The sequence below is a fragment of the Actinosynnema sp. NPDC037264 genome (genome assembly GCF_055603705.1).
This window is the reverse complement of sequence record NZ_JBVJVK010000017.1, coordinates 44,817-67,825: the sequence shown is the minus strand read 5'-3', so window position 1 is coordinate 67,825 and position 23,009 is coordinate 44,817. Positions and strand designations below refer to the sequence as shown.

Annotated in this window: 25 protein-coding genes; 10 read left to right on the top strand and 15 right to left on the bottom strand. The window is 72.8% G+C overall.

Annotated elements, in window-relative coordinates:
* Positions 1-61 precede the first annotated feature (61 nt).
* The 4 genes from ACZ7GX_RS20520 to glyA all read right to left on the bottom strand — a co-directional run bounded on the left by ACZ7GX_RS20520 (position 62) and on the right by glyA (position 4,201).
* Positions 62-1,189: an FAD-dependent oxidoreductase gene (locus ACZ7GX_RS20520; RefSeq protein WP_498778642.1), complete on the bottom strand. Its 1,128-nt coding sequence runs from the start codon at positions 1,187-1,189 to the stop codon at positions 62-64.
* Positions 1,186-1,707 carry a TetR/AcrR family transcriptional regulator gene (locus tag ACZ7GX_RS20515; protein ID WP_498778641.1) on the bottom strand — a complete coding sequence of 174 codons (522 nt, stop codon included), beginning with the start codon at positions 1,705-1,707 and terminating at the stop codon, positions 1,186-1,188. The genes ACZ7GX_RS20520 and ACZ7GX_RS20515 overlap by 4 nt, the downstream gene beginning before the upstream one ends.
* 30 nt (positions 1,708-1,737) lie before the next feature.
* Positions 1,738-2,793, bottom strand: coding sequence for a winged helix DNA-binding domain-containing protein (locus ACZ7GX_RS20510; RefSeq protein WP_498778640.1), 1,056 nt, complete (start codon positions 2,791-2,793; stop codon positions 1,738-1,740).
* Between the two features lie 88 nt (positions 2,794-2,881).
* Complete coding sequence (gene glyA, locus ACZ7GX_RS20505) at positions 2,882-4,201, bottom strand: serine hydroxymethyltransferase (protein ID WP_498778639.1); 1,320 nt, start codon at positions 4,199-4,201, stop codon at positions 2,882-2,884.
* Positions 4,202-4,276: 75 nt separating this feature from the next.
* Between glyA and ACZ7GX_RS20500 the strand changes: the two genes are divergently transcribed.
* The 3 genes from ACZ7GX_RS20500 to ACZ7GX_RS20490 all read left to right on the top strand — a co-directional run bounded on the left by ACZ7GX_RS20500 (position 4,277) and on the right by ACZ7GX_RS20490 (position 6,257).
* Positions 4,277-5,119 carry a helix-turn-helix domain-containing protein gene (locus tag ACZ7GX_RS20500; RefSeq protein WP_498778638.1) on the top strand — a complete coding sequence of 281 codons (843 nt, stop codon included), beginning with the start codon at positions 4,277-4,279 and terminating at the stop codon, positions 5,117-5,119.
* Between the two features lie 10 nt (positions 5,120-5,129).
* On the top strand, positions 5,130-5,762 hold the full coding sequence (locus tag ACZ7GX_RS20495; RefSeq protein WP_498778637.1) for an AAA family ATPase: 633 nt from the start codon (positions 5,130-5,132) through the stop codon (positions 5,760-5,762).
* A 66-nt stretch (positions 5,763-5,828) separates the two neighbouring features.
* On the top strand, positions 5,829-6,257 hold the full coding sequence (locus ACZ7GX_RS20490; protein ID WP_498778636.1) for a MarR family winged helix-turn-helix transcriptional regulator: 429 nt from the start codon (positions 5,829-5,831) through the stop codon (positions 6,255-6,257).
* On the opposite strand, the gene ACZ7GX_RS20485 is transcribed toward ACZ7GX_RS20490, so the two are convergent.
* From ACZ7GX_RS20485 to ACZ7GX_RS20470, 4 genes are all read right to left on the bottom strand, one after another.
* Positions 6,238-7,131 carry a hypothetical protein gene (locus tag ACZ7GX_RS20485; protein WP_498778635.1) on the bottom strand — a complete coding sequence of 298 codons (894 nt, stop codon included), beginning with the start codon at positions 7,129-7,131 and terminating at the stop codon, positions 6,238-6,240. The genes ACZ7GX_RS20490 and ACZ7GX_RS20485 overlap by 20 nt on opposite strands.
* The gene (locus ACZ7GX_RS20480) at positions 7,128-7,775 is read right to left on the bottom strand and encodes a hypothetical protein (RefSeq protein ID WP_498778634.1); all 648 of its coding nucleotides are present in this window, start codon (positions 7,773-7,775) and stop codon (positions 7,128-7,130) included. The genes ACZ7GX_RS20485 and ACZ7GX_RS20480 overlap by 4 nt, the downstream gene beginning before the upstream one ends.
* Before the next feature lie 127 nt (positions 7,776-7,902).
* The gene (locus ACZ7GX_RS20475; protein ID WP_498778633.1) at positions 7,903-9,189 is read right to left on the bottom strand and encodes a M20/M25/M40 family metallo-hydrolase; all 1,287 of its coding nucleotides are present in this window, start codon (positions 9,187-9,189) and stop codon (positions 7,903-7,905) included.
* Positions 9,182-10,009, bottom strand: coding sequence for a M55 family metallopeptidase (locus ACZ7GX_RS20470; RefSeq protein WP_498778632.1), 828 nt, complete (start codon positions 10,007-10,009; stop codon positions 9,182-9,184). The genes ACZ7GX_RS20475 and ACZ7GX_RS20470 overlap by 8 nt, the downstream gene beginning before the upstream one ends.
* A gap of 130 nt (positions 10,010-10,139) precedes the next feature.
* On the opposite strand from ACZ7GX_RS20470, the gene ACZ7GX_RS20465 reads away from it, so the two are divergent.
* The 4 genes from ACZ7GX_RS20465 to ACZ7GX_RS20450 are packed head-to-tail and all read left to right on the top strand — an operon-like array spanning position 10,140 to position 15,305.
* On the top strand, positions 10,140-11,885 hold the full coding sequence (locus ACZ7GX_RS20465) for an ABC transporter substrate-binding protein (protein ID WP_498778723.1): 1,746 nt from the start codon (positions 10,140-10,142) through the stop codon (positions 11,883-11,885).
* Positions 11,882-12,838: an ABC transporter permease gene (locus ACZ7GX_RS20460; protein ID WP_498778631.1), complete on the top strand. Its 957-nt coding sequence runs from the start codon at positions 11,882-11,884 to the stop codon at positions 12,836-12,838. Before ACZ7GX_RS20465 ends, ACZ7GX_RS20460 begins: the two co-directional genes overlap by 4 nt.
* Positions 12,835-13,719 carry an ABC transporter permease gene (locus ACZ7GX_RS20455; protein WP_498778630.1) on the top strand — a complete coding sequence of 295 codons (885 nt, stop codon included), beginning with the start codon at positions 12,835-12,837 and terminating at the stop codon, positions 13,717-13,719. The genes ACZ7GX_RS20460 and ACZ7GX_RS20455 overlap by 4 nt, the downstream gene beginning before the upstream one ends.
* Entirely contained in the window at positions 13,716-15,305 is a 1,590-nt protein-coding gene (locus tag ACZ7GX_RS20450; protein WP_498778629.1) for a dipeptide ABC transporter ATP-binding protein, read from the top strand. Before ACZ7GX_RS20455 ends, ACZ7GX_RS20450 begins: the two co-directional genes overlap by 4 nt.
* On the opposite strand, the gene ACZ7GX_RS20445 is transcribed toward ACZ7GX_RS20450, so the two are convergent.
* From ACZ7GX_RS20445 to ACZ7GX_RS20425, 5 genes are all read right to left on the bottom strand, one after another.
* Positions 15,260-16,081 (bottom strand): SDR family NAD(P)-dependent oxidoreductase, encoded by an 822-nt coding sequence (locus ACZ7GX_RS20445; protein ID WP_498778628.1) that lies wholly within the window; start codon positions 16,079-16,081, stop codon positions 15,260-15,262. The two genes, ACZ7GX_RS20450 and ACZ7GX_RS20445, sit on opposite strands and share 46 nt — an antisense overlap.
* A gap of 390 nt (positions 16,082-16,471) precedes the next feature.
* Positions 16,472-16,906: a winged helix-turn-helix transcriptional regulator gene (locus ACZ7GX_RS20440; protein ID WP_498778627.1), complete on the bottom strand. Its 435-nt coding sequence runs from the start codon at positions 16,904-16,906 to the stop codon at positions 16,472-16,474.
* 3 nt (positions 16,907-16,909) lie between these two features.
* On the bottom strand, positions 16,910-18,121 hold the full coding sequence (locus ACZ7GX_RS20435; protein WP_498778626.1) for an acyl-CoA dehydrogenase family protein: 1,212 nt from the start codon (positions 18,119-18,121) through the stop codon (positions 16,910-16,912).
* The gene (locus ACZ7GX_RS20430; protein ID WP_498778625.1) at positions 18,121-19,128 is read right to left on the bottom strand and encodes a phosphotransferase family protein; all 1,008 of its coding nucleotides are present in this window, start codon (positions 19,126-19,128) and stop codon (positions 18,121-18,123) included. Before ACZ7GX_RS20430 ends, ACZ7GX_RS20435 begins: the two co-directional genes overlap by 1 nt.
* Positions 19,125-19,766, bottom strand: a complete 642-nt coding sequence (locus tag ACZ7GX_RS20425; RefSeq protein WP_498778624.1) for an HAD family hydrolase — start codon at positions 19,764-19,766, stop codon at positions 19,125-19,127. The genes ACZ7GX_RS20430 and ACZ7GX_RS20425 overlap by 4 nt, the downstream gene beginning before the upstream one ends.
* A 163-nt stretch (positions 19,767-19,929) precedes the next feature.
* On the opposite strand from ACZ7GX_RS20425, the gene ACZ7GX_RS20420 reads away from it, so the two are divergent.
* The gene (locus ACZ7GX_RS20420) at positions 19,930-20,793 is read left to right on the top strand and encodes an NmrA family NAD(P)-binding protein (RefSeq protein WP_498778623.1); all 864 of its coding nucleotides are present in this window, start codon (positions 19,930-19,932) and stop codon (positions 20,791-20,793) included.
* A 64-nt stretch (positions 20,794-20,857) separates the two neighbouring features.
* Here ACZ7GX_RS20420 and ACZ7GX_RS20415 read toward each other — a convergent pair whose 3' ends face one another.
* A complete protein-coding gene (locus tag ACZ7GX_RS20415) occupies positions 20,858-21,382 on the bottom strand; it encodes a DUF6886 family protein (protein ID WP_498778622.1) in 525 nt (174 codons plus the stop codon).
* Positions 21,383-21,433: 51 nt separating this feature from the next.
* Here ACZ7GX_RS20415 and ACZ7GX_RS20410 point away from each other — a divergent pair, with 51 nt between their 5' ends.
* On the top strand, positions 21,434-21,580 hold the full coding sequence (locus ACZ7GX_RS20410) for a hypothetical protein (RefSeq protein WP_498778621.1): 147 nt from the start codon (positions 21,434-21,436) through the stop codon (positions 21,578-21,580).
* A gap of 37 nt (positions 21,581-21,617) precedes the next feature.
* Here the strand turns inward: ACZ7GX_RS20410 and ACZ7GX_RS20405 are convergent, their stop codons facing one another.
* Positions 21,618-22,052: an Hsp20/alpha crystallin family protein gene (locus ACZ7GX_RS20405; protein WP_498778620.1), complete on the bottom strand. Its 435-nt coding sequence runs from the start codon at positions 22,050-22,052 to the stop codon at positions 21,618-21,620.
* A gap of 112 nt (positions 22,053-22,164) precedes the next feature.
* On the opposite strand from ACZ7GX_RS20405, the gene ACZ7GX_RS20400 reads away from it, so the two are divergent.
* The gene (locus ACZ7GX_RS20400) at positions 22,165-22,734 is read left to right on the top strand and encodes a hypothetical protein (RefSeq protein ID WP_498778619.1); all 570 of its coding nucleotides are present in this window, start codon (positions 22,165-22,167) and stop codon (positions 22,732-22,734) included.
* Positions 22,735-23,009: the final 275 nt, after the last annotated feature.

Here is a 23,009-nt window from a genome sequence, read left to right as displayed (position 1 = left end):
AGGCGCGGGTGGTCGGATCCACGATCACCGGCGGTGTCGCGTGTTGTCCCGGCCTTCCGGCTCAGCCGAGGGTGACCGGTTTGCCCACCAGGGTCGTCGCCACCACCCGGTCGACACCCGGTAGGCCGGACAGCCTCATCGCCACCCGCCGGGCGTGCAGCCGCCACGGCGACGAGGGCAGGAACCACCGCGCGCCCGACCGCGCCACCTGCTGCTTCGCCTCCACGACCGGCCGCCACGCGCGTTCGTACGCGGCGAGGTCGTCCAGGTGCCCGGACAGCACGTACGCGCCGCCGATGCCGAGCGACGCGCCCTGCCCGGCCAACAACGACACCGCGCCGCACGCGTCACCGACCAGCACCACGCGCCCGGACGACCACCTCGGCAGCTCCACCTGGGCGACCTGGTCGTAGTAGACGTCCTCGGGGCACCGGTCCAGCGCCCGCGGCACGACCCACCCCAGCGACCCGTACACCCGGACGACCTCCGCCCGCGGGTCGGCGGGCAGGTCCGGTGACGGCGTCCGGTGCACGGTGAACGCCGCCACCCGGCCGTCGCGCAACCCGTAGCACCCGACCTGGCGGCCGACGGTGTCGGTGACGCAGAACCGCCCGGCCACCAGGTCGTGCACCAAGGGGTCGTCGAACGTGAACGCGGCCGTGTGGAACCCCAGGTACCGCACGTGCCCGTCGCCGAACACCAGCCGCCGCACCGCGGAGTGCACGCCGTCCGCGCCGACGAGCAGGTCGCCGGACACCGTGGACCCGTCGGCCAGCCGCACGTCCACCCCGGTCGGGCCGTCCTCGACGCCGACCACGCGGGCGCCGAACCGCAGCGCCACCCCGGTGGGCAGGTCCTCGCGGAACGCGCGCTCGAGGTCCGGCCGCATGATGCTCACCAGCCGTCCGTTCACCGCCCGTGCCATCCGGTCGAACCGCAGCCCCGCCACGCGCCGCCCCCGCGCGTCGACGTACGCGGCCTCCTCCACCCGGTAGCCCAGGTCGAGCAGGCGTGGCAGCACGCCCATCCGCTCGGCCGCGTCGTAGCCCGGCCCGAAGAAGTCGATCATGTACCCGGACGTGCGGGGTCCGGGCGCCTGCTCCAGCACGACGACCTCGTGCCCGAGCGTCCCCAGCCGGTGCGCGAGCGCCAGTCCGGCGATCCCCGCGCCGCTGATCACGACCTTCATCGCAGCACCTTCCCGAGCACGGGCACGACGACGTCCGCGGACAGGTCCGGTGACAGGGCGCGGTGCAGCAGCACGCCGTCCACGGCCGCCGCGAGCACCGCGGCCGTCGCCGCCGGGGTCGGCACGTCCCGCGACTCCAGCCACGCGGCGAGCGTGCGGCGGAACTCCACCAGCACCTCGCCGACGGCGTGGCGCAGTTCGTCGTTGCGGGTGGCGGCGAGGAACGTCTCGGTGAACAGCTCCTGCCCGCCGTGCCCGTCCAACGCGCCCAGCAGCAGCGCCAACGCCTCCGAAGGCGTCGAAGCGCGCTCCAACACCGGTGCGAGGCCGTCCACTGCGGACCGCAGCGCGCCGACGGCGGCCTGCACCAGCACCGCCTGCGTGGAGTCGAAGTGGTAGTGCACGACGCCGGATCCGACGCCGGCGCGTTCGGCGAGCATCCGGGTGCTCACCGCACCCCAGCCCTTCTCGGCGATGAGTTCCGCGGCCGCGTGCAGCAGCCTTTCCCGAACCGTCATTGGACGATCGTACTGGACGATCGTCCAAATCTAGAGTCGGACGTCGCCGGCCACGCCCGCGAACCGCAGCAACCGGGCGCCCTCGGCCTCCACGTCGGCCCGCTGCTCACGGGTCAGCGGCCGGAACACCTCGATGTCGAGCCCGTCGCCCGCCACCTTCCAGGTGCCGTGCACGAAGCCGTCCACCAGCAGCGTCGGCTTCCCGCCGATGACGATCCCGCGCCGGTAGTCCTCGTCGGAGATGACCCGGGTGCGGTCGTCGTGGCCGAGCAGCACGTTGTCGAACTCGGGCAGGAACCGCGCCGGCGCGGGCGTGTCGGGGTCGGGCAGCGGCGCGTCCGGCACGTCGTAGAGCGTGCGACCGCGTTCGTCGGTGAAGACCCGCAGGTCCATCGCCTCGATCACGGGCTTGAGGCGGCTCATGCCCGCCCAGGTCTGCACGTCCTTGACCGAGGCCGGGCCGAACGCGGCCAGGTAGCGGCGCACGAACTCCTCGATCGGCGCGGCGGGTCCGGCGGGTCCGAGCCACCGGGCCGCGGTCGTCCACTTCGCCGCCCCGGACCGGCCCCAGACCGCGCGCGGGGTCGCCTGCACGGTCGGCACCAGGAAGCTGCCCGCGTAGCCGAGCGCGTTGGTGTCTCGGTCGGGCCACCGCGCGCCGAGCAGGTCGCCGATCTCGCGCCGGGTGCGCGGCTCGTCGAGCAGCGCGGTGACGGCGTCGGCGAACTCCTCCGCGTCGAGCCCGTCGAGCACGAACCCGAACGGCGAGGAGGCGAACCGGCGGTGCAGGAACGGTCGCAGCAGCGGTTCGATCCGGCCGTGGTCGGCGGCGGTGACCAGGTGGATCGTGGCGCGGTGCAGCGACGCCCGGACCACGCGCCGGTCCAGCAGCAGCGAGCTCAGTTCGTCGGCCTGGAACGACCGGATGCGCGACCACAGGCCGTAGTAGGGCGAGAACGGCTCCTGCGCCTGCAGGCCGACCAGGTGCTCGACCACCTCGCAGGCGGTCCGGTCGACCCGGTGCAGCAGGTACTGGCGGTGCAGGGTCGCCCGGTTCAACGCCCGGGTCGTCAGCGTTTCGGTCACGACGCCACCGTAAGCCGTATCGAGGACAGCTTCCGTCCTCGATACGGCGGACGTCCACGTCCTCGCCGGGACGTCGGGCGACCCGGGCCTAGGGAGCGGTGGCGTTGACCTCCCGGCGGAGGGCGACGGCGTCGGCGCGGACGCGTTCGGGTGCTTCGCGGTCGATCAGGGCGCGGCGCATCAGGGCGGCGATGGCGGGCTGGTGCGCGGGGGTGAAGCCGCGGCGGGTGATCTCCTGGGTGCCGATGCGCAGGCCGCGCAGCCCTTCGTCGATGCGCTGCCACGGCAGGCTGATGCCGCTGAGGTAGACGCCGGCCTCGCCGAGCAGCACGGCCGCCGCGTCGCCGCCGCCGAGGGTGAGGGCGTCGACGGCGAGGTGGTGGGAGCGGGTGTGGACGCCGTCGTGGCGGGCGACGTCGAAGCCGTTGTCGGCCAGCGCCGCGCCGAGCGCCCGGGCGTTGGCGATGCACGCGCGCGCGTAGTCGGGGCCGTGCTCGGCCAGTTCGGCGGCGGTGACGGCGAGCGCGCCGAGGCGTCCGGCGTCGTAGTTGGCGAGCATGCCGGGGTAGGCGACGTTCGAGACGCGTTCGGCCAGCTCGGGGTCGCGGGTGACGACGCAGCCGCCGGACGGTCCGCCGAACGACTTGTAGGTGGAGAACGTCATCAGGTGCGCGCCCTCGTGCAGGGGCCGCTGGAACTCCTTGCCGGCGACGAGCCCGGCCATGTGGGAGGCGTCGTAGACGAGGATCGCGCCGACCTCGTCGGCCGCCGCGCGCACGGCGGCGACGTCGTGCGGGAACAGCATCAGGCTCGCGCCGATCACCACGATCCGCGGCCGGTGCACCCGGAGGAACCCGGGCAGCGTGCCGTAGTCGAGGTCGAGCTCGTCGGGCAGGTACGGCAGGTCGACGACGGTGAGGCCGCGGATGGCGGGCACGCCCTGCGCGTGGTGGCTGGCGTGGCCGCCGGCGAACTCGGGCAGCACCGCGATCTTGTCGCCGGCGCGGGCGAACGCGGTGTAGACGGCGAGGTTGGCCAGGGTGGCGCTCTGCAGCCGGACCTCGGCGAACCGGCCTTCCATGAGGGAGGCGACGAGCATCGGCGCGAGGACTTCGAGGGTGTCCAGGTGGTCGAGGCCGACCTGGTACTTCTCGCCGGGCCAGCCCATGCTCGGCCGGCTGGACACGGTGGCCCGCACGGCCGCCGCGGCGGTGGGGCTGAGCACGTTGGTGCCCGCGTAGAGCACGATCCCGTCGTCGTCGACCTGGGTGGCGTGCGCTTCGAGGGCCTTGCGGACGGTGCCCGCGACGCCGGCGGCGGTCAGGTCGGTGGAGACGGCGGCCTCGACCTCGGCGAGCCTGCGTTGCGCCTGCGGTGAGGCCCAGGGTGCGATCCTGCTGTTCGTCACGGTCGATCACGCTAGGGCGTGGGCGTCGGGTGGGGCGACCGTCCGGGGACTGGAGTTGTTCCTACAGTTGTCGGAATGCAGGAGCTGCTGGACGAGCTGTCCCGGGTGCTGGGACGCGGGGTGTCGGTGGACGACGTGGCGGGCCGGGTGGTCGCGCACAGCGCCCAGACCGACGACGTGGACCAGGCGCGGGTGCGGGCGATCCTGGCGCGGCGGGTGCCGGCGGACGTCGCCGCGTGGCAGGAGCAGCACGGCGTGGCGACCGCGACGGGGCCGGTGCGGGTGCCGGCGAACGCGGCGTTGGGCTTCCAGCAGCGGGTGGGTTTCCCGTTGCGGCACAACGGGGTGCTGGTCGGCTACCTGTGGGTGCTCGGCGACGTGCCGGAGCTGGACCTGGGTGGGCGGTTGGCGGCGTTGGCGGCGCAGGTGCCGGCCGGTGAGCGGGCGCCGGTGCGGGTGGTGGTGGCGTTGGAGCCGCGGGTGGTGCGCACGGTGCCGGCCGCGGAGGCCGTGCCGGAGCTGCCGGGGCACGTGGGGGTGAGCGACCCGCACCCGCCCGACCGGACCGCCGCGGCCTACCAGCAGGCGTTGGCGGCGGCGGAGCTGGCGCGGCTGGACCCGGCGTTGCCGGATCGGGTGCGGTGGTCCGAACTCGGCGCGTACCGGCTGCTGCTGGGCGCGTCGCCGGACGAGGTGGTGGCGGGGTTGTCGGAGGTGCTGCTGCGGACGTTGGAGGTGTACCTGGACTGCGGGTGCGAGGTGCGTGCGGCGGCGGAACGCCTGCACCTGCACCGCACCAGCCTGTACTACCGGTTGGGGCGGATCGCCGAGCTGACCGGCCGCGACCTGGCCGACGGCGGCGCCCGGCTGGAGCTGCACCTGGCGCTCAAGCTCGTCCGGTTGGCGCGGCGTCCGTAAGGTCGGTGTCGTGCTCCTGTGGATCAACGGCCCGTTCGGCGGCGGCAAGACCCAGACCGCGCACGAGCTCCGGCGGCGGCTGCCGGGCAGCTTCCTGAGCGACCCGGAGCACGTCGGGTTCGCCCTGCACCGGATGACGCCGCCCGCGTTGCGCGGCGACTTCCAGGACCTGGCGTCGTGGCGGCGGGGCGTGGTCGAGGTGCTGGACCGGGCGGCGACCGGGCACGACGGGGTAATCGTGGTGCCGATGACGGTGGTGGAGCCCGAGTACTTCCGGGAGATCGTCGGCGGGCTGCGCGACCGGGGGCACGACGTGCGGCACTTCGCGTTGCTGGCCGAGCGGGAGACGGTGGTGCGGCGGCTGCGGGAACGCGTTCTCGGGCACGCGGCGCAGGTCGTGCTGGGCAAGGACGTGCCGCTGCGGCGGGAGAGCTTCGCGCTGCGGGTGCTGGACCGCTGCCTGGAACGGCTGCGCGAGCCGGAGTTCGCCGAGCACGTGTGGACCGATCACCTCACGGTGGCGCAGGTGGCCGACCGGGTCGCCGCGTCGGCCGGGCTCACGTTGGCGCCGAACACCGACGGCAGGCTGCGCGGCCGGGTGCGGCGGACGTGGACTTCGGTGAAGCACATCCGCTTCGACTAGCGGCGTCACCCGACGGGCGAGACACGATAGGGTGATCAACTTCTCTGACCGATGTCAAGGAGTGACGTGCCCGACGACCTCGGCCTGTTGCTGTACCTGCCGCACCGCGAGCTCGAGAACCGGGTGTTCGCCGCCCTGGCGGAGGCGGGGTTCGACGACGTGACGCCCGCGCAGGCGCGGGTGTTCCACCGGATCGCCCGGGACGGGTCGCGGCTGACGGAGCTCGCGGAGGCCGCCCGGATCACCAAGCAGACCGCCGGTTTCCTGGTCGACCAGCTCGAACGCGCCGGTTACGTGGAGCGCGGCCCGGACCCGACCGACGCGCGGGCCCGGCTGATCCGGGTGGCCGAGCGCGGGCGCCGGGCGATCCCGGTCTGCCTGGCCGCGATCGCCGAGGTGCAGCGGGAGTGGACCGCGCACCTGGGCCGGCCGCGGATGGTGGCGCTGCTGGACGCGCTGGCCCGGTTGCGCGAGATCACCGACCCGGACCTGTAGCGCCCGGGCAGCCCGGTGCGCGCGCCTGTCCGCCGTGGCCCAGTTCGACGCGGATGTCGTCGTTGTCGGCGAGCACGACCACGGTGCCGCGCTCCCGGGTCCAGCCGTCGGAGACCAGGAAGTACTTGGCGCCGACCTTGGCGAACAGGCGCAGGCCCAGGTAGCGGAACCGGTAACGGGAGCCGTCGGCGGGCAGGGGTTCCTCGCAGGCGCCGGGCGCGGTGATGTGCAGGCGTTCCCCGGCGTAGACGACGACGGCGGTCTGCCCGTGCACGTCGGCGGCGTAGGCGCGGGCCAGTTCGACGCCCCGGACCTCGGCGTAGTTGCCCGCCGACCAGAACAGCGAGAGCGACACGACGGCGAAGACCAGCACCCTGGTCCACGTCGGGTGCGCGTCGGGGCGGCGCAGGCGGCTCGCGTACAGCGACAGCAGGATCCCGCCGCCGACCGCGAGCGGGAAGGCGTAGAAGCTGGTGATCGGGAACAGCAGCCCGAGCGCCACGGTCAGGGCGGGCAGGATCAGCCAGGCCAGCGACAGCGTCACCGACAGCGCGCGGGCGCGCCTGCCCGGCCGGTCGCCCGCCGCGCGGACGCGGGGTTCCAGCCACCGGCAGACCAGGGCGATCCCCACGACGACGGCCAGCAGCAGGAACACCGGTCCGACGCTGCGCAGCACGTAGTCCGTGGTGGTCATGCCGAGCACGGAGCTGTCGATGCCCAGCTCACGGGCCTGCACGTCGCTGCGCCGCCAGCCGAAGTACACCAGCAGCCCGGTGAGCACGGTGACGTTGGCCAGCGCCTCGCCGACGCGTTGCACCGCGTCCGGCTGGTCGGGGCCCTTGCCGGGCGCGTCCCGGTCGGCCGGGGTGGTCATGGCGTGGTCGTGGTCGTCGTGGTGGTCCTTGTGGTGGTGGTCGTCGTCGTGCGGGTGGTGGTCGCGGTGGTCGTGCTTGTCCTCGTGGTCGTCGTGGGGTCGGTGCGCGGGTCGTCACGGTCGGTGTCGGTCGGCCACCTGGGCGGGCGGCCCTCGGTGCAGGGGAACGCGTCGTGCGCCTGCTGCTCCAGGACGCTGCGCACGGCCTGGTAGGTCGCGCAGTCGACCTCGCCGCTGCCGTCGGGGCCGCGGTTCACCGCCCAGCCGTAGCGGGAGGCGCGGTCGTACATCGCGCGGCCGGCCGACCCCTCGCCCCGGCACAGGTGGACCCCGGCCTGGTAGAGCAGCACGTTGCGCGGGGACGTCATGGCGCTCCACTCGTCGTCCAGGGTCGTCTGGGCCTTGCCGCAGTCGTGCGACTTCAGTGGCCGGTACACGTTGTCCTCGGAGAAGCTCGGCGAGTCCGGTCCCTCGGGGAGGAACCAGCCGTACCGGGTGCCCCCGTTGCCCGTGGTGGTCGTCCTGTCCGCACCCGAACCGCTGCCGGTGGTCCGGGTGCTCGTCGTCGGGTCGGTCGTGGTGTCGCCGCCCGGGCGGTCGAACACCCCGCTCTCGCACGAGGCGACGCCCACGGCGACCGCCACCGCCACTGCTCCTCTGGTGATTCGCGCCCACACGATCCGGCCTCCTTCACCATCACTCCCCGAGCTAGGAGGGTGAGCCGATGGGTGGGGATACGCGGGCCGGTGCACCCGATCGTGTGAAGGGGCGTTACGAGGACAGGAACCGGTCGAGGACGCGGGCGCCGAAGCGGAGCCCGTCGACGGGCACGCGTTCGTCGACGCCGTGCGGCATGGCGCGGTAGTCGTAGCCGGCGGGCAGCGACAGCGGGGCGAAGCCGTAGCAGTCGATGCCCAGCCGGCTGAACGCCTTGGCGTCCGTGCCGCCGCCCATGCAGTAGGGCACGACCACGGCCTCGGGGTCCTCCGCGCGCAGCGCCGCGGCCATGGCGTCGAACCAGGGCGAGTCGATCGGGGCCTGCACGGGCGGTTCGTCGGCGATGAACTCGCGTCGCACGTCCGCGCCGAGGGCGACGTCGATCGAGGCCAGCAGCTCGTCCACGGCGCCGGGCAGGGTGCGCACGTCCAGCTCGGCGGTGGCGCTGCCGGGGATGACGTTCACCTTGTACCCGGCTCGCAGCACGGTGGCCGTGACGCTGTTGCGGACGGTGTTCTCGACCAGCTTCGCGGCGGGGCCGAACCGGGCGATGGTGGCGTCGACGTCGGCCAGGTCGACCGGCACGTCGAGCGCGGCGCCGACCCGTTCGACGAACGCCCGCACGGTGGGCGTGAGCCGCACGGGGTGCTCGATGGCGGCGACGCGGGCGAGCGCGGCGAGGAGCTTGGCCACGGCGTTGTCGTCGTTGCGGCGCGAGCCGTGCCCGGCGCGCCCGGTGGCGGTGAGCCGCAGGTGGGAGGTGCCGCGCTCGGCCGTGCCGATGGGGTAGACCCGCCGGTCGCCGACGGGGTAGGAGTAGCCGCCGGACTCGCCGATCGCGGTGGCGCAGCCGGCGAAGAAGTCGGCGTGGTGGTCGACCAGCCAGTGCGCGCCGAACTCGCCGCGGTCCTCCTCGTCGGCGACGAACGCGAGCACGACGTCGCGGCGCGGCCGTCGCCCCTCGCGGGACCAGGCGCCCAGCACGGCGAGGACCATGGCGATCATGTCCTTCATGTCGACCGCGCCGCGGCCCCACAGGTAGCCGTCGCGCTCGATCCCGGCGAACGGCGGCACGCTCCACTCGGCGGCGTCGGCGGGCACCACGTCCAGGTGCGCCTGCACGAGCAGCGCGGGCAGCCCCGGTTCCGTGCCGGGCACGCGGGCCAGCACGTTGGCCCGGCGCGGCGCGGGTTCGAGCACGGTGGCCGGCACGCCGACGGCGTCCAGGTGCGCGGCGACGAACTCGGCGGCCTCCCGTTCGCCGGCGGACTCGCCGCCGCCGCGGTTGGTGGTGTCGAAGCGCAGCAGCGCGGCGCACAGGTCGACGACGTCCTCAGCCATAGATGCCCTCCACTGCTCCCGCGGCGATCGCGGTGACGACCTTGAACGCCTGCATCGCCGCGGTCATGGACGCGGCGTCGAACCCGACCCGGCGTGCCCCGACCTGCTCCACCGTGGGTACCACGGCCGCGGCGGCGGCCAGGTGGGTGGCGTCGAACTCGACCTCGACCCGGTGCGGCGCGACGGCGCCCGGTCCGCGTCCGGCGCGGCCCATGGCGGCGCGGGCGGCTTCGGTGATCAGCCCGGAGGTCACCTGCGGGGGTGAGCAGACGGCGGCGTAGCGGCTGACGCACTCCTTGACGGCGACGACGCCGGCGTCGGGCGCGTAGTCGCGGGCGTCGTCGCACGCCTTGTCGTCGCCGGTGACGAGCAGCACGGGGACGCCGTGCTCGGCGGCCAGCGCGGCGTTGAGCCTGCCCTCGCTCGCGGGCACGCCGTCCAGCCACACGCCGGTGATGGAGTTCTCCAGGTAGGTGTGCGCGAGGACGCCCTCCTGGCCCGCGCCCGCGTGGTAGCCGAGGAACACCACGCCGTCCACGCCGGAGTCGACGCCCTGCATCATCGACAGCGGCTTGTGCCGCCCGGTGAGCAGCCGCGCCCCGGTGTCGAGGTCCTCCAGCAGGAGGTTGCGCTGGGAGGAGTGGGCCTCGTTGACGAGCACGTCGGTCGCGCCGCCCGCGCGCACGCCCGCGACGCAGGCGTTGACGTCGCCGGTGAACAGCCGCCGGAACCGCTGCCACTGCTCGGTCTGCGGGACGACGTCGGCGGTCCAGGTGACCCCCGTCGCCCCTTCCATGTCGGCCGAGATCAAGATCCGCATGCGTTCACCGTACCGAGGTGATGTCGGTTCTTGACGCGCGCCACAACGTAGTGGTTACTTCTTGACTTCCACGCACGGGCGGGAGGCGGTCACTGTGGGTATCCGACGGTTCGGCGCGGTCACGGCGGCGATGACGATGGTGGTAGTGCTCGCGCCGACACCGGCGCAGGCGCAACAGGCGGTGACCTTGAGGGTGGCGATCACCCAGCAGGTGGATTCGCTCAACCCGTTCCTGTCGGTCTTCCAGGCGGGCACCGAGGTCGGCAGGCTGATGTACGACTACCTGACCGCCTACGACGTGAAGGACCAGCGCCCGGTGGAGGGCCTGGCCGACCGGTGGGAGTCCTCCGAGGACCGGCTGACGTGGACCTTCCACGTGCCCGAGGGCAAGAAGTGGTCCGACGGGCAGCCGATCACCGCCAAGGACGTGGCGTTCACCTACGACCTGATGATGCGCGACGAGACCGCCGCCACGGCCAACGGCAGCTTCACCGCCGACTTCGAGTCGGTGACCGCGACCGACGACCGCACGCTGGTGGTCAAGACCAAGCAGCCGCAGGCGACGATGCTGGCGCTGGACGTGCCGATCGTGCCCGCGCACGTGTGGTCGAAGGTCACCGACATCGGCGAGTACCGCAACGACCAGACCCCCGTGGTGGGCAGCGGGCCGTTCATCCTGACCGAGTACCGGGCCAACGAGTTCATCCGGTTCAAGGCGAACAAGGACTACTGGCGCGGCGCGCCCAAGTACGACGAGCTGACGTTCACCTACTACAAGACCTCCGACGCCGCGGTGCAGGCGCTGGGCAAGGGCGAGGTCGACCTGGTCAACCGGATGGGGCCGGCGCAGTTCGACTCGCTCAAGGACAAGGAAGGCATCACGCGCAACCAGGCGCAGGGCCGCCGCTTCAACGAGATCGTGATCAACTCGGGTGCGGCGACGCGCACCGGCGAGCCGATCGGCGACGGCCACCCGGCGTTGAAGGACGTGGTGGTGCGCCGGGCGATCGCCAAGTCGCTGGACCTGGACGGGATCATCGCCAAGGTCAACGGCGGCTACGCGCAGCGCGGCACCGGCCCGATCCCGCCGGTGTTCGGCGACTACCACTTCACGCCGGAGCAGGCGCACCCCTACGACCCGGCCGCGGCCAACGCCGACCTGGACCGGGCGGGCTACGCGCGCGGCGCGGACGGCATCCGCGTCTCGCCGCAGGGCAGGCGGATGGAGCTGCGGCTGCTCGGGCACGCGAGCCGCGCCTACGACGAGCAGGCCGGCGAGTTCGTCAAGCGGTCGCTGGCCGACCTGGGCATCGTGGTCGACGTGCAGATCGTGTCGGACAACCAGCTCAACGAGTCCAGCACGGCCGGGACGTTCGACCTGGTGTTCTCCGGGTGGGGCACCAACCCGGACCCGGACTTCATCCTGTCGCTGCACACGTGCGGCCAGCGGCCCAACGCCGACGGCAAGGGCGGCACCACCGACACGTTCTTCTGCGACCCCGAGTACGACGCGCTCTACGCGCGGCAGCGCGCCGAGTTCGACCCGGCGAAGCGGCGCGAGCTCGTGCGGCAGATGCAGCAGCGGTTCTACGACCAGGTGCCGGCCGTGGTGCTGGGCTACGACAACGCGCTGGAGGCCTACCGCAGCGACAAGTTCGCCTCGTTCCCCGTGCAGCCCGACCCGGGCGGCGTGATCATGGCCCAGAACGGCGTGTGGGGCTACTACGGCGCGACGCCGGTCGCGTCGACCGGGGAGCCGACCGGGTCCGGCACGGGCTTGGTGCTCGGCGTGGTCGGCGGCGCGTTGATCGTGCTGGTCGGCGGCGCGTGGCTGATCGGCCGGCGGCGCGGGCTGCGCGCGGAGGACCGCGAGTGATCCGGCACCTGGCGGGCAAGGTCGGCGGCGCGCTGGTCAGCCTGTTGTTCGTGGTGGCGCTGGGGTTCCTGCTGTTCCGGGTGATCCCCGGCGACCCGGTGGTCGCGATGACGCGCGGCCGGCCGGTGACCGGCGACCAGCTCGCCGAGCTGCGCGCGCGGCTGGGCGTGGACAAGCCGTTGGACGAGCAGTTCCTCGACTACCTGACCGCGGCGCTGCGCGGCGACTTCGGCACCTCCTACGTCTACAGCAGGCCGGTGCTGGAGCTGATCGGCGAACGGCTGTGGCCGACCGTGCTGCTGACCGGCACGTCGACCGTGCTGGCCGTGGTGATCGGGCTGTGGCTGGGCATCCGGGGCGCGTGGCGGCGCGGGTCGCGGTCGGACCGGATCTCCACCGGGCTGGCGCTGGCGCAGTGGGCGATGCCGACGTTCTGGCTGGGCATGCTGCTGTCGCTGGCGACCGGCGACCTGTTCCCCAGCGGCGGCATGCGCTACCCGGACACGCCGCCGGACTTCCTGTCGCAGGCGGTCGACGTGGCCCACCACATGGTGCTGCCGTGCCTGACCATGATCGCCGTGGTCTACGCGCAGTACCTGCTGGTGATGCGGTCGTCGTTGCTGGAGGAGATGCACGCCGACTACCTGACCACGGCGCGGGCGAAGGGGTTGCGCGACGACCTGGTGCGGCGGCGGCACGCGGTGCCCAACGCGCTGCTGCCGACCGTGACCCTGGTGTTCCTGCACCTGGGGCTGGTGGTGTCGGGCGCGATCACGGTGGAGACGGTGTTCTCCTGGCCGGGGCTGGGGCTGTTGACCTACGAGGCGCTGACCGGCCCGGACCTGCCGCTGCTGCAGGGCACGTTCGTGGTGCTGGCGGGAGCGGTGATCACCATGAACGTGTTCGCGGACCTGCTGTACCGGGTCCTGGACCCGCGGGTGCGTGCGTCGTGACGACGATCGCGTGGCAGCGGCGGCGGGCCGCGGCGCGGGCGACGTGGCGGGAGTTCGCCTCCCAGCGCGGCGGCCTCGTGGGGCTGATCGGGTTGGCGGTGATCGCGGTGCTGGCGGTGCTGGCGCCGTGGGTGACCGACGCGTCGGGGCTGGACGTGACGCGGGTGACCGCGCGGCCGTGGGAGCCGCCGTCCTCGGAGCACTGGCTGGGCACGGACCACAACGGGCGTTCGGTGCTGCTGCTGACCTGGTGGGGCACCCGGATCTCGCTGGTCGTGGGCCTCGCGGCCACGGTGTTGTCGGTGCTGATCGGCACCGTGGTCGGGATCGCGGCGGCGCACTTCGGCGGGTGGCTGTCGGCGGTGCTGATGCGGTTCACCGACTTCTTCCTGGTGCTGCCGTCGCTGGTGCTGGCCATCGCGCTGTCGACCGTGCTGCCGCGCGGGCTCGGCACGATCGTGCTGGCGATCGGGGTGACGTCGTGGCCGGCGACGGCGCGGCTGGTGCGGGCGCAGACGCTGGCGGTGGAGGCGCGGCCGTTCATCGAGCGGTCCCGCGCGTTGGGCGGCGGCCACGGGCACGTGATCGGGCGGCACGTGCTGCCCGCCGTGCTGCCGCTGGTGTTCGTGAACACGACGTTGACGGTGGCCAGCGCGATCGTGGCGGAGTCGACCCTGTCGTTCCTGGGGTTGGGCGACCCGACGCGGGTGTCGTGGGGGTCGCTGCTGCACGCGGCGAACATGCACGGCGCGGTGTCGCAGCGGGCGTGGTGGTTCCTGGTGCCGCCGGGTCTGGGCGTGGTGTGCGTGGTGCTGGCGTTCACGCTGTGCGGGCGGGCCCTGGAGACGGTGCTCAACCCGCGGCTGAAGGGGGAGCGGTGAGCAGCCTGCTGGAGTTGCGCGACCTGAGCGTGCATTACCGGACCGCGCGCGGCGAGGCGACCGCGGTGCGGTCGGTGTCGCTGGCGCTGGAGGCGGGGCGCACGCTGGGGTTGGCGGGGGAGTCGGGCTGCGGGAAGTCGACGGTGGCGATGTCGGTGCTGCGGTTGCTGCCGCGCAACGCCCGCGTCGAGGGCCAGGTGCTGCTCGACGGCGAGGACGTGCAGGGGATGTCGTGGGGCCGGCTGCGGGCGGTGCGGTGGGCGGCGGCGTCGGTGGTGTTCCAGGGCGCGATGCACGCGTTGAACCCGGTGCACCGGGTGGGGGAGCAGATCGCCGAGCCGATGCGGCTGCACGGCGTGACCGGGTCGGTGTCGGCGCTGCTGGACCAGGTGGAGCTGCCGGCGCGGGCGGCGCGGGCCTACCCGCACGAGCTGTCGGGCGGGCAGAAGCAGCGGGTGATGATCGCGATGGCGTTGGCGTGCGAGCCGCGCCTGGTCATCGCCGACGAGCCGACCACGGCGCTGGACGTCGTGGTGCAGGCGCAGGTGCTCGACCTGCTCAAGCGGCTGGTGGCCGAGCGCGGGATCGGGCTGGTGATGATCAGCCACGACCTGTCCGTGCTGGCCTCGACGTGCGACCGGCTGGCCGTGATGCGGCACGGGCAGGTCGTGGAGGAGGGGCCGGCGCGGGAGGTGATCGCGGCGCCGACCCACCCGCACACGCAGGCGTTGGCGGCGGCGTTCCCGACCGTGGGCGATCCGGCGTCGAGGCACGTGACGCCGTCGGAGGTCGCCCCGGACGGGCCGGTGCTGCTGCGGGCGGAGGGCGTGCGGGTGTCGTTCGGCGCGACGCAGGCCGTGGCCGGGGTCGACCTGGAGGTGCGGGCCGGGGAGATCGTCGCGCTGGTCGGCCAGTCGGGCTCGGGCAAGACGACGTTGGCCCGCACGTTGCTGGGACTGCAGAAGCCGACCGCGGGCCGGGTGCTGTTCGAGGGCGTCGAACTCCCCCGGTCGGCGGCGGGTCTGCGCGCGTACCGGCGGCAGGTGCAGCTGGTGCTGCAGGACCCGACGAGCGCGCTGAACCCCCGGCACTCGGTGTACGAGGCGGTCGCGGAGGGCCTGCGCATCCACCGGGTGCCCGGCGACGAGTCCGCGCGGGTCGCCGAGGCGTTGTCGCAGGCCGAGCTGCGGCCACCGGAGCTGTTCTTCCCGTCGTTGCCGCACGAGCTGTCCGGCGGCCAGCGCCAACGCGTGGTGATCGCGGGCGCGTTGGCGCTGGGCCCGCGGCTGCTGGTGGCCGACGAGCCGGTGGCGTCGCTGGACGCCTCCGTGCGCGGGGAGATCCTGGCGCTGCTGCTGCGGCTGCGCCGTGAGCTGGGCCTGGCGGCGCTGGTGATCACCCACGACCTCGGTCTGGCGTGGACGATCGCCGACCGGGTCGCGGTGATGTACCGGGGCGAGCTGGTGGAGCAGGGCATGGTGGAGCAGGTGCTGCTGTCACCGCGGCACGACTACACGCGCACCCTGCTCGCGGCCGTGCCTCACGACCAGCGCAACACCCGGCCGAACTGGACCAGCTCGCCGTAGTGCTCCGGGCGGCGCGCGCCGAGCGCCAGGTCGAGCAACGGCTTCGCCGCCTCGGCCGGACTGGCCGCGCCGCTCATGTCGGAGAACCACGGGCGGGAGGCGTCGGTGTCGACCAGGCCGGGGCAGACGGCGGCGATCAGCGTGCCGGTGGCCGAGTCGGCGTCGCGGCGTTCGGCGGCCACCGCGCGCACGGCGGCGACCTGGCCGACCTTGGACGGGATGTTGATCCAGTCCGGCCAGCCCTGGGCGGCCGCGGTGCCGTCGAGCACGGCGTCGCGCCAGGCGAGCATCGTGGCGTCGACGTCGTCGAGCGACCGTGCGGCGAAGTGCTCGTGCAGGTGGTGGGGCAGTTGGCGCACGGTGCCGAAGGAGCTGGCCACGACCAGCAGCGCGCCGCCGGGGCGCAGCAGTGGGGTGAACGCGCGCAGCACGTGGGTGGTGCCGAGGTTGTTGGTGGCGACGAAGGGTCCGACCTGGTCGCCCCACGGCGCGCCGGGGGTGAGCCTGGCGGCGGCGTTGGAGAGCATGACGTCCACCCCACCGTGCCGTTCGCGCAGGTCGTCGGCGAAGGCGGCGACGGCGTGGCCGTCGCTGACGTCCAGCACGTGGGTGCGGATCGCGGCGTGGTCGATGCGGGCGGCGGCGTCCGCGACCCGACCGGCGTCGCGACCGGTGAGGTAGACGACGTCGGACGGGGCGGCGCGGTGCGCGAGGCCTTCGGCGAGGGCGAAACCCAGGCCCTGGTTGGCGCCGGTGACGACGGAGATGCGGGTCATGTCGGCCATGATCGCGCAGGTCCAGGAACCGATCGGTTCCTCACGTATCGCTCTGACCTGCGCTTTCACGCCCCGTGTCGTGCACGAACGGGTGAACCTGCTCGCGACCTTCAAAGAATACGGCGTTATCATTGAACTCGAACGTCGGTTGAAACAACGAGGCCGGCAACCAACCCATGGCCCGCCAGCTCACCGGAGGCCGCCTCGGGACACTCGCCTCAGAACAGTCGCGCCGGGACACTCGCCCTCGGGACGCCCCGGTAGACCCCGTCCCTGAACATCCCCCGGGACCACCACCCCGGGCCTCGGGACATCGGACACCGGCCGCCTGCCTACCCGCCCACGGACCCCGCCGCCCTCGCGCCCGCCGCACTACGTGCTGCCGCCCTGCTATCGCACCGCGTGCCGCCGCACGTCGAGCGGTTCGTCCCGTGGCGGGGCCTGGCGCCCCGCGTCGAGCACATCGGCATCGACGCCCGCGTCTACGCCCGCGCCCACGTCGGCGTCCCGCCGGGCGTCGAGCAGTTCGCCGGTGTGCTCCTCGGCCCACGCCGCGAGCGCGCGGACGGGTGTGAGCAGCGACCGACCCAGGTCGGTCAGGTCGTGCCACCCGTCCACGCTCGTCAGCAGCCCGTTGCCCCGCAGCCGGGCCAGGGTCTGGGTGAGCATCTTGTTGCTGATGCCGCCGATCCGGTCCAGCAGCTCCCCGTACCGCAGCGGCCCGTCGCCCAGCGCGACGACGACCACCACCGACCAGGTGTGCCCGACGACCTCCAGGGTCGTGCGGGCGGGGCAGTCGGCGAGGAACACGTCGAAGTCGCTCACCAGTCACAAATACCGCTTGAGCTCCCGCTTCGCCAACGACATCCGGTGCACCTCGTCGGGGCCGTCGGCCAGGCGCAGGGTCCGCGCCGCGGCCCACAGCTCGGCCAGCGGGAAGTCCTGGCTCACGCCGCCCGCGCCGTGCGCCTGGATCGCCTTGTCCAGCACCCACTCGGCCATGAGCGGCGTGCCGATCTTGATGGCCTGGATCTCGGTGTGCGCGCCCTTGTTGCCGACGGTGTCCATCAGCCACGCCGTCTTGAGCACCAGCAGCCTGGCCTGCTCGATCCGCACCCGCGACTCGGCGATCCACTCCTGCACGACACCCTGGCGCGCGATCGGCTGCCCGAACGCGACGCGCGAGATCGCGCGGCGGCACAGCAGTTCCAGCGCGCGCTCGGCGATACCGATCAGCCGCATGCAGTGGTGGATGCGGCCGGGACCGAGACGGGCCTGGGCAATCGCGAAGCCCTCGCCCTCGCCGGCGATCAGGTTGTCGGCCGGCACGCGGACGTTGTCGAAGACGATTTCGGCGTGCCCGCCGTGGGAGGCGTCGGTGTAGCCGAACACGTGCATGCCGCGCTTGACGTGCACGCCCGGCGTGTCGCGCGGCACCAGGATCATGGCCTGCTGGCGGTGCCGTTCGGCGTCCGGGTCGGTCTTGCCCATCACGATGAAGATCGCGCAGTTGGGGTTCATCGCGCCCGACGACCACCACTTGGTGCCGTTGACGACGTACTCGTCGCCGTCGCGGGTGATGCTGGTGGCGATGTTGGTGGCGTCGGAGGACGCGACGTCCGGCTCGGTCATGCAGAACGCCGACCGGATCTCGCCGTCCAGCAGGGGCCGCAGCCACTGCTTCTTCTGCTGCTCGGTGCCGAACATCGCCAGCACCTCCATGTTCCCGGTGTCCGGCGCGGCGCAGTTGAGCGCCTCGGGCGCCAGGTGCGGGCTGCGGCCGGTGATCTCGGCCAGCGGCGCGTACTGCAGGTTGGTCAGGCCGCCGCCGTGCTCGGGGTCGGGCAGGAACAGGTTCCACAGGCCCTGCCTGCGCGCCTCCGCCTTCAGCTCCTCCAACACCGGCGGGCGCGCCCACGGGTCCGCGGCGTCGGCCAGCTGCCGTTCGGCGACCGGCTCGGCGGGGTAGACGAACTCGTCCATGAACCGCAGCAGCTTCTCGCGCAGTTCCTCGGTCTTGGCGTCGTAGGCGAAGTCCATCAGTGCTCCCCTGAGCTCGCGGCGAGTCCCTGGCGCACCAGCGGCAGGGTGAGTTGGCCGATCTGGTCGAACCCCGCTCCCACGGTCTGGCCGTGGGTGAAGCGGAAGTGGATGCCTTCGAGGATCACGGCGAGCTTGAAGTAGGCGAACGCCGTGTACCAGGCCAGTCCGCCGGTGTCGGCGCCGCTGCGCTCGGCGTAGCGGCGCACCAGCTCGTCGGTGCCGGCGAACCCGGGCAGCGTCGGCACGGTGCCGGTGATCGGGTCGTCCTCGCGCGCGCCGATGCCGTTCCAGTACACGCACAGCAGGCCGACGTCGGCGAGCGGGTCTCCCAGCGTGGCCATCTCCCAGTCCAGCACCGCGCTGATGTCCAGCGGGTCCTCGGTGACCAGGACGTTGTCCAGCCGGTAGTCGCCGTGCACGATCGTGGCGCGGGCGGAGTCGGGGACGCTGTCGGCGAGCCGGTCGCGCAGCTCGTCGATGCCGGGCAGCTCACGGCTGCGGGAGGCGTCGAGCTGCTTGCCCCAGCGGGCGACCTGGCGCTTGAGGAAGCCGTCCGGTCGGCCGAAGTCGCCCAGGCCGACCTCCTTCGGGTCGACGGCGTGCAGGTCGGCGAGCACGTCGACCAGCCGTTCGGACAGGGTGCGTGCCTTGTCCGGGATGAGCCAGGGGCACTGGTCGCGGTGCCGCAGCGCCACCCCGGGCACCTCTTCCATCAGGTAGAACGGCGCGCCGATGACGTCGGTGTCCTCGCACAGCAGCTCGACGCGCGGCACGGGCACGGCGGTGTCGGCCAGGGCCTTGATCACCCGGTGTTCGCGGGACATGTCGTGCGCGGTGGCCAGCACGTGGCCCAGCGGCGGGCGGCGCAGCACCCAGCGCTCGTGGCCATCGGTGACGCGGTAGGTCAGGTTGGACCGTCCGCCGGGGATCAGGTCGCCGGTCAACGGGCCGGTGCCCAGGTGCGCGGCGAGCCGGTCGAGGTCCAGGCCCGGTAGTTCGGTCATGCGGCGACTCCCCTGAGCTGGGCGATCACCGCACGGGTCGTGTCGGCGTCGGTGTGCCGGTGGGCGTGCAGGCCGACCGCCTGCGCCGCGTCGACGTTGACCGGCGCGTCGTCGAAGAACACGCACCGTTCGGCGGGCAGGCCGATCTGGTCCAGCGTGTGCCGGAAGATGCGCGGGTCGGGCTTGCGCAGCCCGATCCGCCCGCTGATCACGATCGTGTCGAACAGCTCGAGCAGCAGCTCTTCGGGGTAGCCCTCGCCCCAGCTGTTGGACAGCAGCACGGTCCGCAGACCGTCGGCGCGCAGTTCGCGGACCAGGTCGACCATCTTCGGGTCGGGGTGGGCGCTGCCGAACATGCGGCGCAGCAGGCCCTTCGACGCCACCTCGCGTCCGTCGAGGGTGGTCAGTTCGGCGGCCAGGAGCGCTTCGAACTCGCCGGTCTCGAGTTCGCCGGTCTCCAGTCGGGCCACCGGGCTGTCGGGCAGCGCGTCGCGGCCCATCCAGTCCCGCATGGTCCGGCGGTAGTGGTCCCGGTCGATGTTCTCCGAAGTCAGCCAGTCCTCGATGAAGGCGGGCACGGAGACCGTGAGCACGCCACCCCAGTCCAACACCACCGCGTCGATGCGCCGTTCGTCCACGTCGCGAGGGTACCGACCGGTCGGTATGTGGGCAACCCCGCGTCGTTGTCCCCCATTTCCGGAAAACGTGAACAGCGTGTTCGTGTTTGACAATTCGGCATTTGTTTCGGCATCGTCCGACTCGGCGATCGAACCGTGCTCCCCATGGTCCTCACCAGGGCTTATGAGTCGTGCCTTCTTGTCTTGTCCGGAGGAAGCAATGCCGATTCTGGTCACCGGTGCGACCGGCACCGTCGGACGATGCGTGGTGCGTCGACTGCTCGACGCGGGGCGGTCGGTCCGGGCGTTGACCCGTGATCCGGCGGCTGCTCGGCTGCCTGCGGCCGTCGAGGTGGTGGCCGGCGACTTCACCGACCCGGCGTCGCTGTCGGCGGCGTTGCGCGGGGTGGAACGGGTGCACCTGGTGTCGATGGAAGGCGACGGCCCGGCCATCGTGGACGCGCTGGTGGGCGCCGGGGTGCGGCGGGTGACGCATCTCGGGCACAACGACCCGAGCCGGTCCGAGGACGATCCGCTGGAGTCGTGGCACCGGGTGTTCCACCGGGCGATCGAGGCCTCCGGGATGGAGTGGACGCACCTGTTCCCGGGCGAGTTCATGGCGAACACGAGGGAGTGGGCGCCGTCGATCCGCGACGAGGGTGTCGTGCGAGCGCCGTTCGGTGATTGGCACAGCGCGATGGTGCACGAGGACGACATCGCGGCGATCGCGGTGACGGCGCTGGTGGAGGACGGGCACGGGGGCCGGACCTACCAGCCGACCGGGCCGGCCCCCGTGCGTCGGCGGGACGCGGTGCGGATGATCGGTGAGGCGATCGGCCGTGACGTGCGGTTCGTGGAGCTGACCCCGGCCGAGGCCCGTGAGCTGTGGCGTGACGTCTACCCGGCCGTGGTGGCCGAGTGGTTCCTGGAGATGGGCCGTCATCCCGAGGGCAACAGCTGGGTGTCGCCGGACGTCGAGCGGGTGCTGGGTCGGCCCGGCCTGACGTTCGACCGGTGGGCACGCGACCACGCCGCCGACTTCCGCTGAGCTGCGGCAGTCGTGCTGGTGGCAGTCCAGTCGCGCCGGCCCGGTGGTGGTGGCCGCGCGTTCGTCAGTCCGGTTCGGGCAGGGCGTTGCGCAGCCGGATCCCGCTGAACCCGAGCGTGCTCGTGACCACCCGCCGCCAGAACGGCCACAGGTTGGCCATCAGCCGCAGCTCGATGCCCGCGTCCTCGTGCAACGCGAGCAGGTCGCCGACCGCTTCGGGCGCGCCGAGCGGTTCGACCGGTTCGGTGGCCACGTGGGCGTTGGTCGGTTCACCGAACGGCCGGAACGCCCCGGCGTCGAACCGGTAGGCGTAGAGGCGGGTGGTCTGCATCCGACGCAGCCAGCCGAACTCGATCGCGTGGACCCGCTCGACGCCCAGCCACGCCCGGTCCTCGGCGCTGGTGGTGGGTTCGACCCACGTCAGCGCGCGCGGGCACTGGCGCGGGAACCAGTAGTCGGGCGACCGTGCGTGGTCCACGGCCCACACGTACGCCTCGGGTTGCCGGGCGGTGGCGGCGACGTGCGGCTCGAACCGGGTGATCGCGGGGTCTTCGGAGAAGTGCAGCACTTCCCCCTGTGCCGGTCGCATGGTCGGCGATCCTGTCGGATGCCAGCCGGCACGATCCACCGATTTCCGCCGATGCCACGCCGATTGCCGGGCCGGCGACCGACCGGGCGGTCGACCGCGTTGCGGCGGCACCGCGTCGATGGATCCGTCGGCGTAGTGCGGTGGGTGTGGGCGAAGTCGTGGTCGGTGGACGACGTGCGCCGGGCCTACCTGCCGTAGACCCGGCGCACATCCGGTATCCGACGGCGTCGACGTGTCAGGCGTTGATCTCCTTCGGGGCGTCGTCGGTCTGGCCGATGGCGATCTTGCGCGGCTTCGCCTTCTCCGCGATCGGGATGCGCAGCGTCAGCACGCCGGAGTCGTAGTCCGCCTTGATCCGGTCGACGTCGAGCGAGTCACCGAGGAACAGTTGGCGCGAGAACACGCCCAGCGGTCGCTCCGACAGCTGCATCTCGACGTCGTCGGTGCGGTTGGGGCGACGCTCGGCCTTGACGGTGAGCACGTTGCGCTCGACGTCGAGGTCGATGGCGTCCGGCGTGACACCGGGCAGGTCGAACTCCACCACGAACTGGTCCCCGGCGCGGTAGGCGTCCATCGGCATGGGCGTCGGCCGCGACCAGGTGCCCGGCCCGCTGAAGAACTGCTGCGCCAGCCGGTCCAGCTCCCGGAACGGGTCCGTGCGCATCAACATCGGGAACACCTCCTGGTCTACGTGGTCAATGCGCTGGTGATTGCGCTGCGATTCAGTTGTACCACGTCGTCATCCGGTTGACAAGACCAGATGTCGTCGGTAAGTTGACGTCATGGCGATCGGGGATTACGAGACCGTCCGAGCGGCGGCGACCGGGGAAGACCTCAGTGCGGGGCAGGTGCTGTCCGCACTGGTCCTCCTGCGGCGCTTGCGCGACGAGCTGGCCGGATGGGAACCGCAGCTGATCGCCGCGGCACGCGAGTTGGGCACCAGCTGGGCCGAGCTGGCGCCCGCGCTCGGGGTGGCCAGCAGACAGGCGGCGGAGCGCCGGTACCTGCGGCTGCGCCCGTCCGACCTGGGCGCGACGGCCGAGGGCCGGGTGCGTGCCGAGCGGGACCGGCGGGCGGCCGACCGCGCGGTGTCGCAGTGGGCCCGGGACAACGCGGCGTCGTTGCGCAGCCTGGCCGGTCAGGTCGGCCGGATGGACGTCGTGGTGCGCGAGGCGCTGGCGGCCGACGACGCCGTGGCGCTGCTGGAGCCGTTGATGGCGGCGCTGAGCAGGATGCGGACCAGTCACCCGGAGCTGGCCCAGGAGATCCAGGCCGTCGGCGACCAGGCGGAGGAGGTGCGACGCGACACCCAGACACTGCGGGACAACCAGATGCTCCGCGACAACCAGTGACCATCCCCTAACCTCCGCTAACCACCACGTGGCGAACACTGGCCGTCACCTCACGTCGGCTGTGGCCGTCACCTGACATCGGCCGGTGGCTGCCGTCAGGGCGGACGACCGGCCGTCATCCGCAGCGCTCGTGCCGCCCGCCGGACGCCGTGGAGGGTCGGTCGACCTCCTGACGGACCGTCGCGGCAAGCCGCTCTGACGACTCCGTGGGGTGCACCGGGAATCCTGCGGGTGGCACCTCCTGCCGAGCGGCCAGTCGCGCGTCGCGGTGGTGA

Excerpts from the sequence above, each read along its gene's own strand:
- ACZ7GX_RS20520 (WP_498778642.1), bottom strand. The coding sequence starts at position 1,189 with ATGAAGGTCGTGATCAGCGGCGCGGGGATCGCCGGACTGGCGCTCGCG.
- ACZ7GX_RS20515 (WP_498778641.1), bottom strand. The coding sequence starts at position 1,707 with ATGACGGTTCGGGAAAGGCTGCTGCACGCGGCCGCGGAACTCATCGCC.
- ACZ7GX_RS20500 (WP_498778638.1), top strand. The coding sequence starts at position 4,277 with ATGCAGGAGCTGCTGGACGAGCTGTCCCGGGTGCTGGGACGCGGGGTG.
- ACZ7GX_RS20485 (WP_498778635.1), bottom strand. The coding sequence starts at position 7,131 with ATGACCACCCCGGCCGACCGGGACGCGCCCGGCAAGGGCCCCGACCAG.
- ACZ7GX_RS20475 (WP_498778633.1), bottom strand. The coding sequence starts at position 9,189 with ATGGCTGAGGACGTCGTCGACCTGTGCGCCGCGCTGCTGCGCTTCGAC.
- ACZ7GX_RS20470 (WP_498778632.1), bottom strand. The coding sequence starts at position 10,009 with ATGCGGATCTTGATCTCGGCCGACATGGAAGGGGCGACGGGGGTCACC.
- ACZ7GX_RS20465 (WP_498778723.1), top strand. The coding sequence starts at position 10,140 with ATGACGATGGTGGTAGTGCTCGCGCCGACACCGGCGCAGGCGCAACAG.
- ACZ7GX_RS20445 (WP_498778628.1), bottom strand. The coding sequence starts at position 16,081 with ATGACCCGCATCTCCGTCGTCACCGGCGCCAACCAGGGCCTGGGTTTC.
- ACZ7GX_RS20435 (WP_498778626.1), bottom strand. The coding sequence starts at position 18,121 with ATGGACTTCGCCTACGACGCCAAGACCGAGGAACTGCGCGAGAAGCTG.
- ACZ7GX_RS20430 (WP_498778625.1), bottom strand. The coding sequence starts at position 19,128 with ATGACCGAACTACCGGGCCTGGACCTCGACCGGCTCGCCGCGCACCTG.
- ACZ7GX_RS20420 (WP_498778623.1), top strand. The coding sequence starts at position 19,930 with ATGAGTCGTGCCTTCTTGTCTTGTCCGGAGGAAGCAATGCCGATTCTG.
- ACZ7GX_RS20415 (WP_498778622.1), bottom strand. The coding sequence starts at position 21,382 with ATGCGACCGGCACAGGGGGAAGTGCTGCACTTCTCCGAAGACCCCGCG.
- ACZ7GX_RS20410 (WP_498778621.1), top strand. The coding sequence starts at position 21,434 with ATGCCACGCCGATTGCCGGGCCGGCGACCGACCGGGCGGTCGACCGCG.
- ACZ7GX_RS20405 (WP_498778620.1), bottom strand. The coding sequence starts at position 22,052 with ATGTTGATGCGCACGGACCCGTTCCGGGAGCTGGACCGGCTGGCGCAG.
- ACZ7GX_RS20400 (WP_498778619.1), top strand. The coding sequence starts at position 22,165 with ATGGCGATCGGGGATTACGAGACCGTCCGAGCGGCGGCGACCGGGGAA.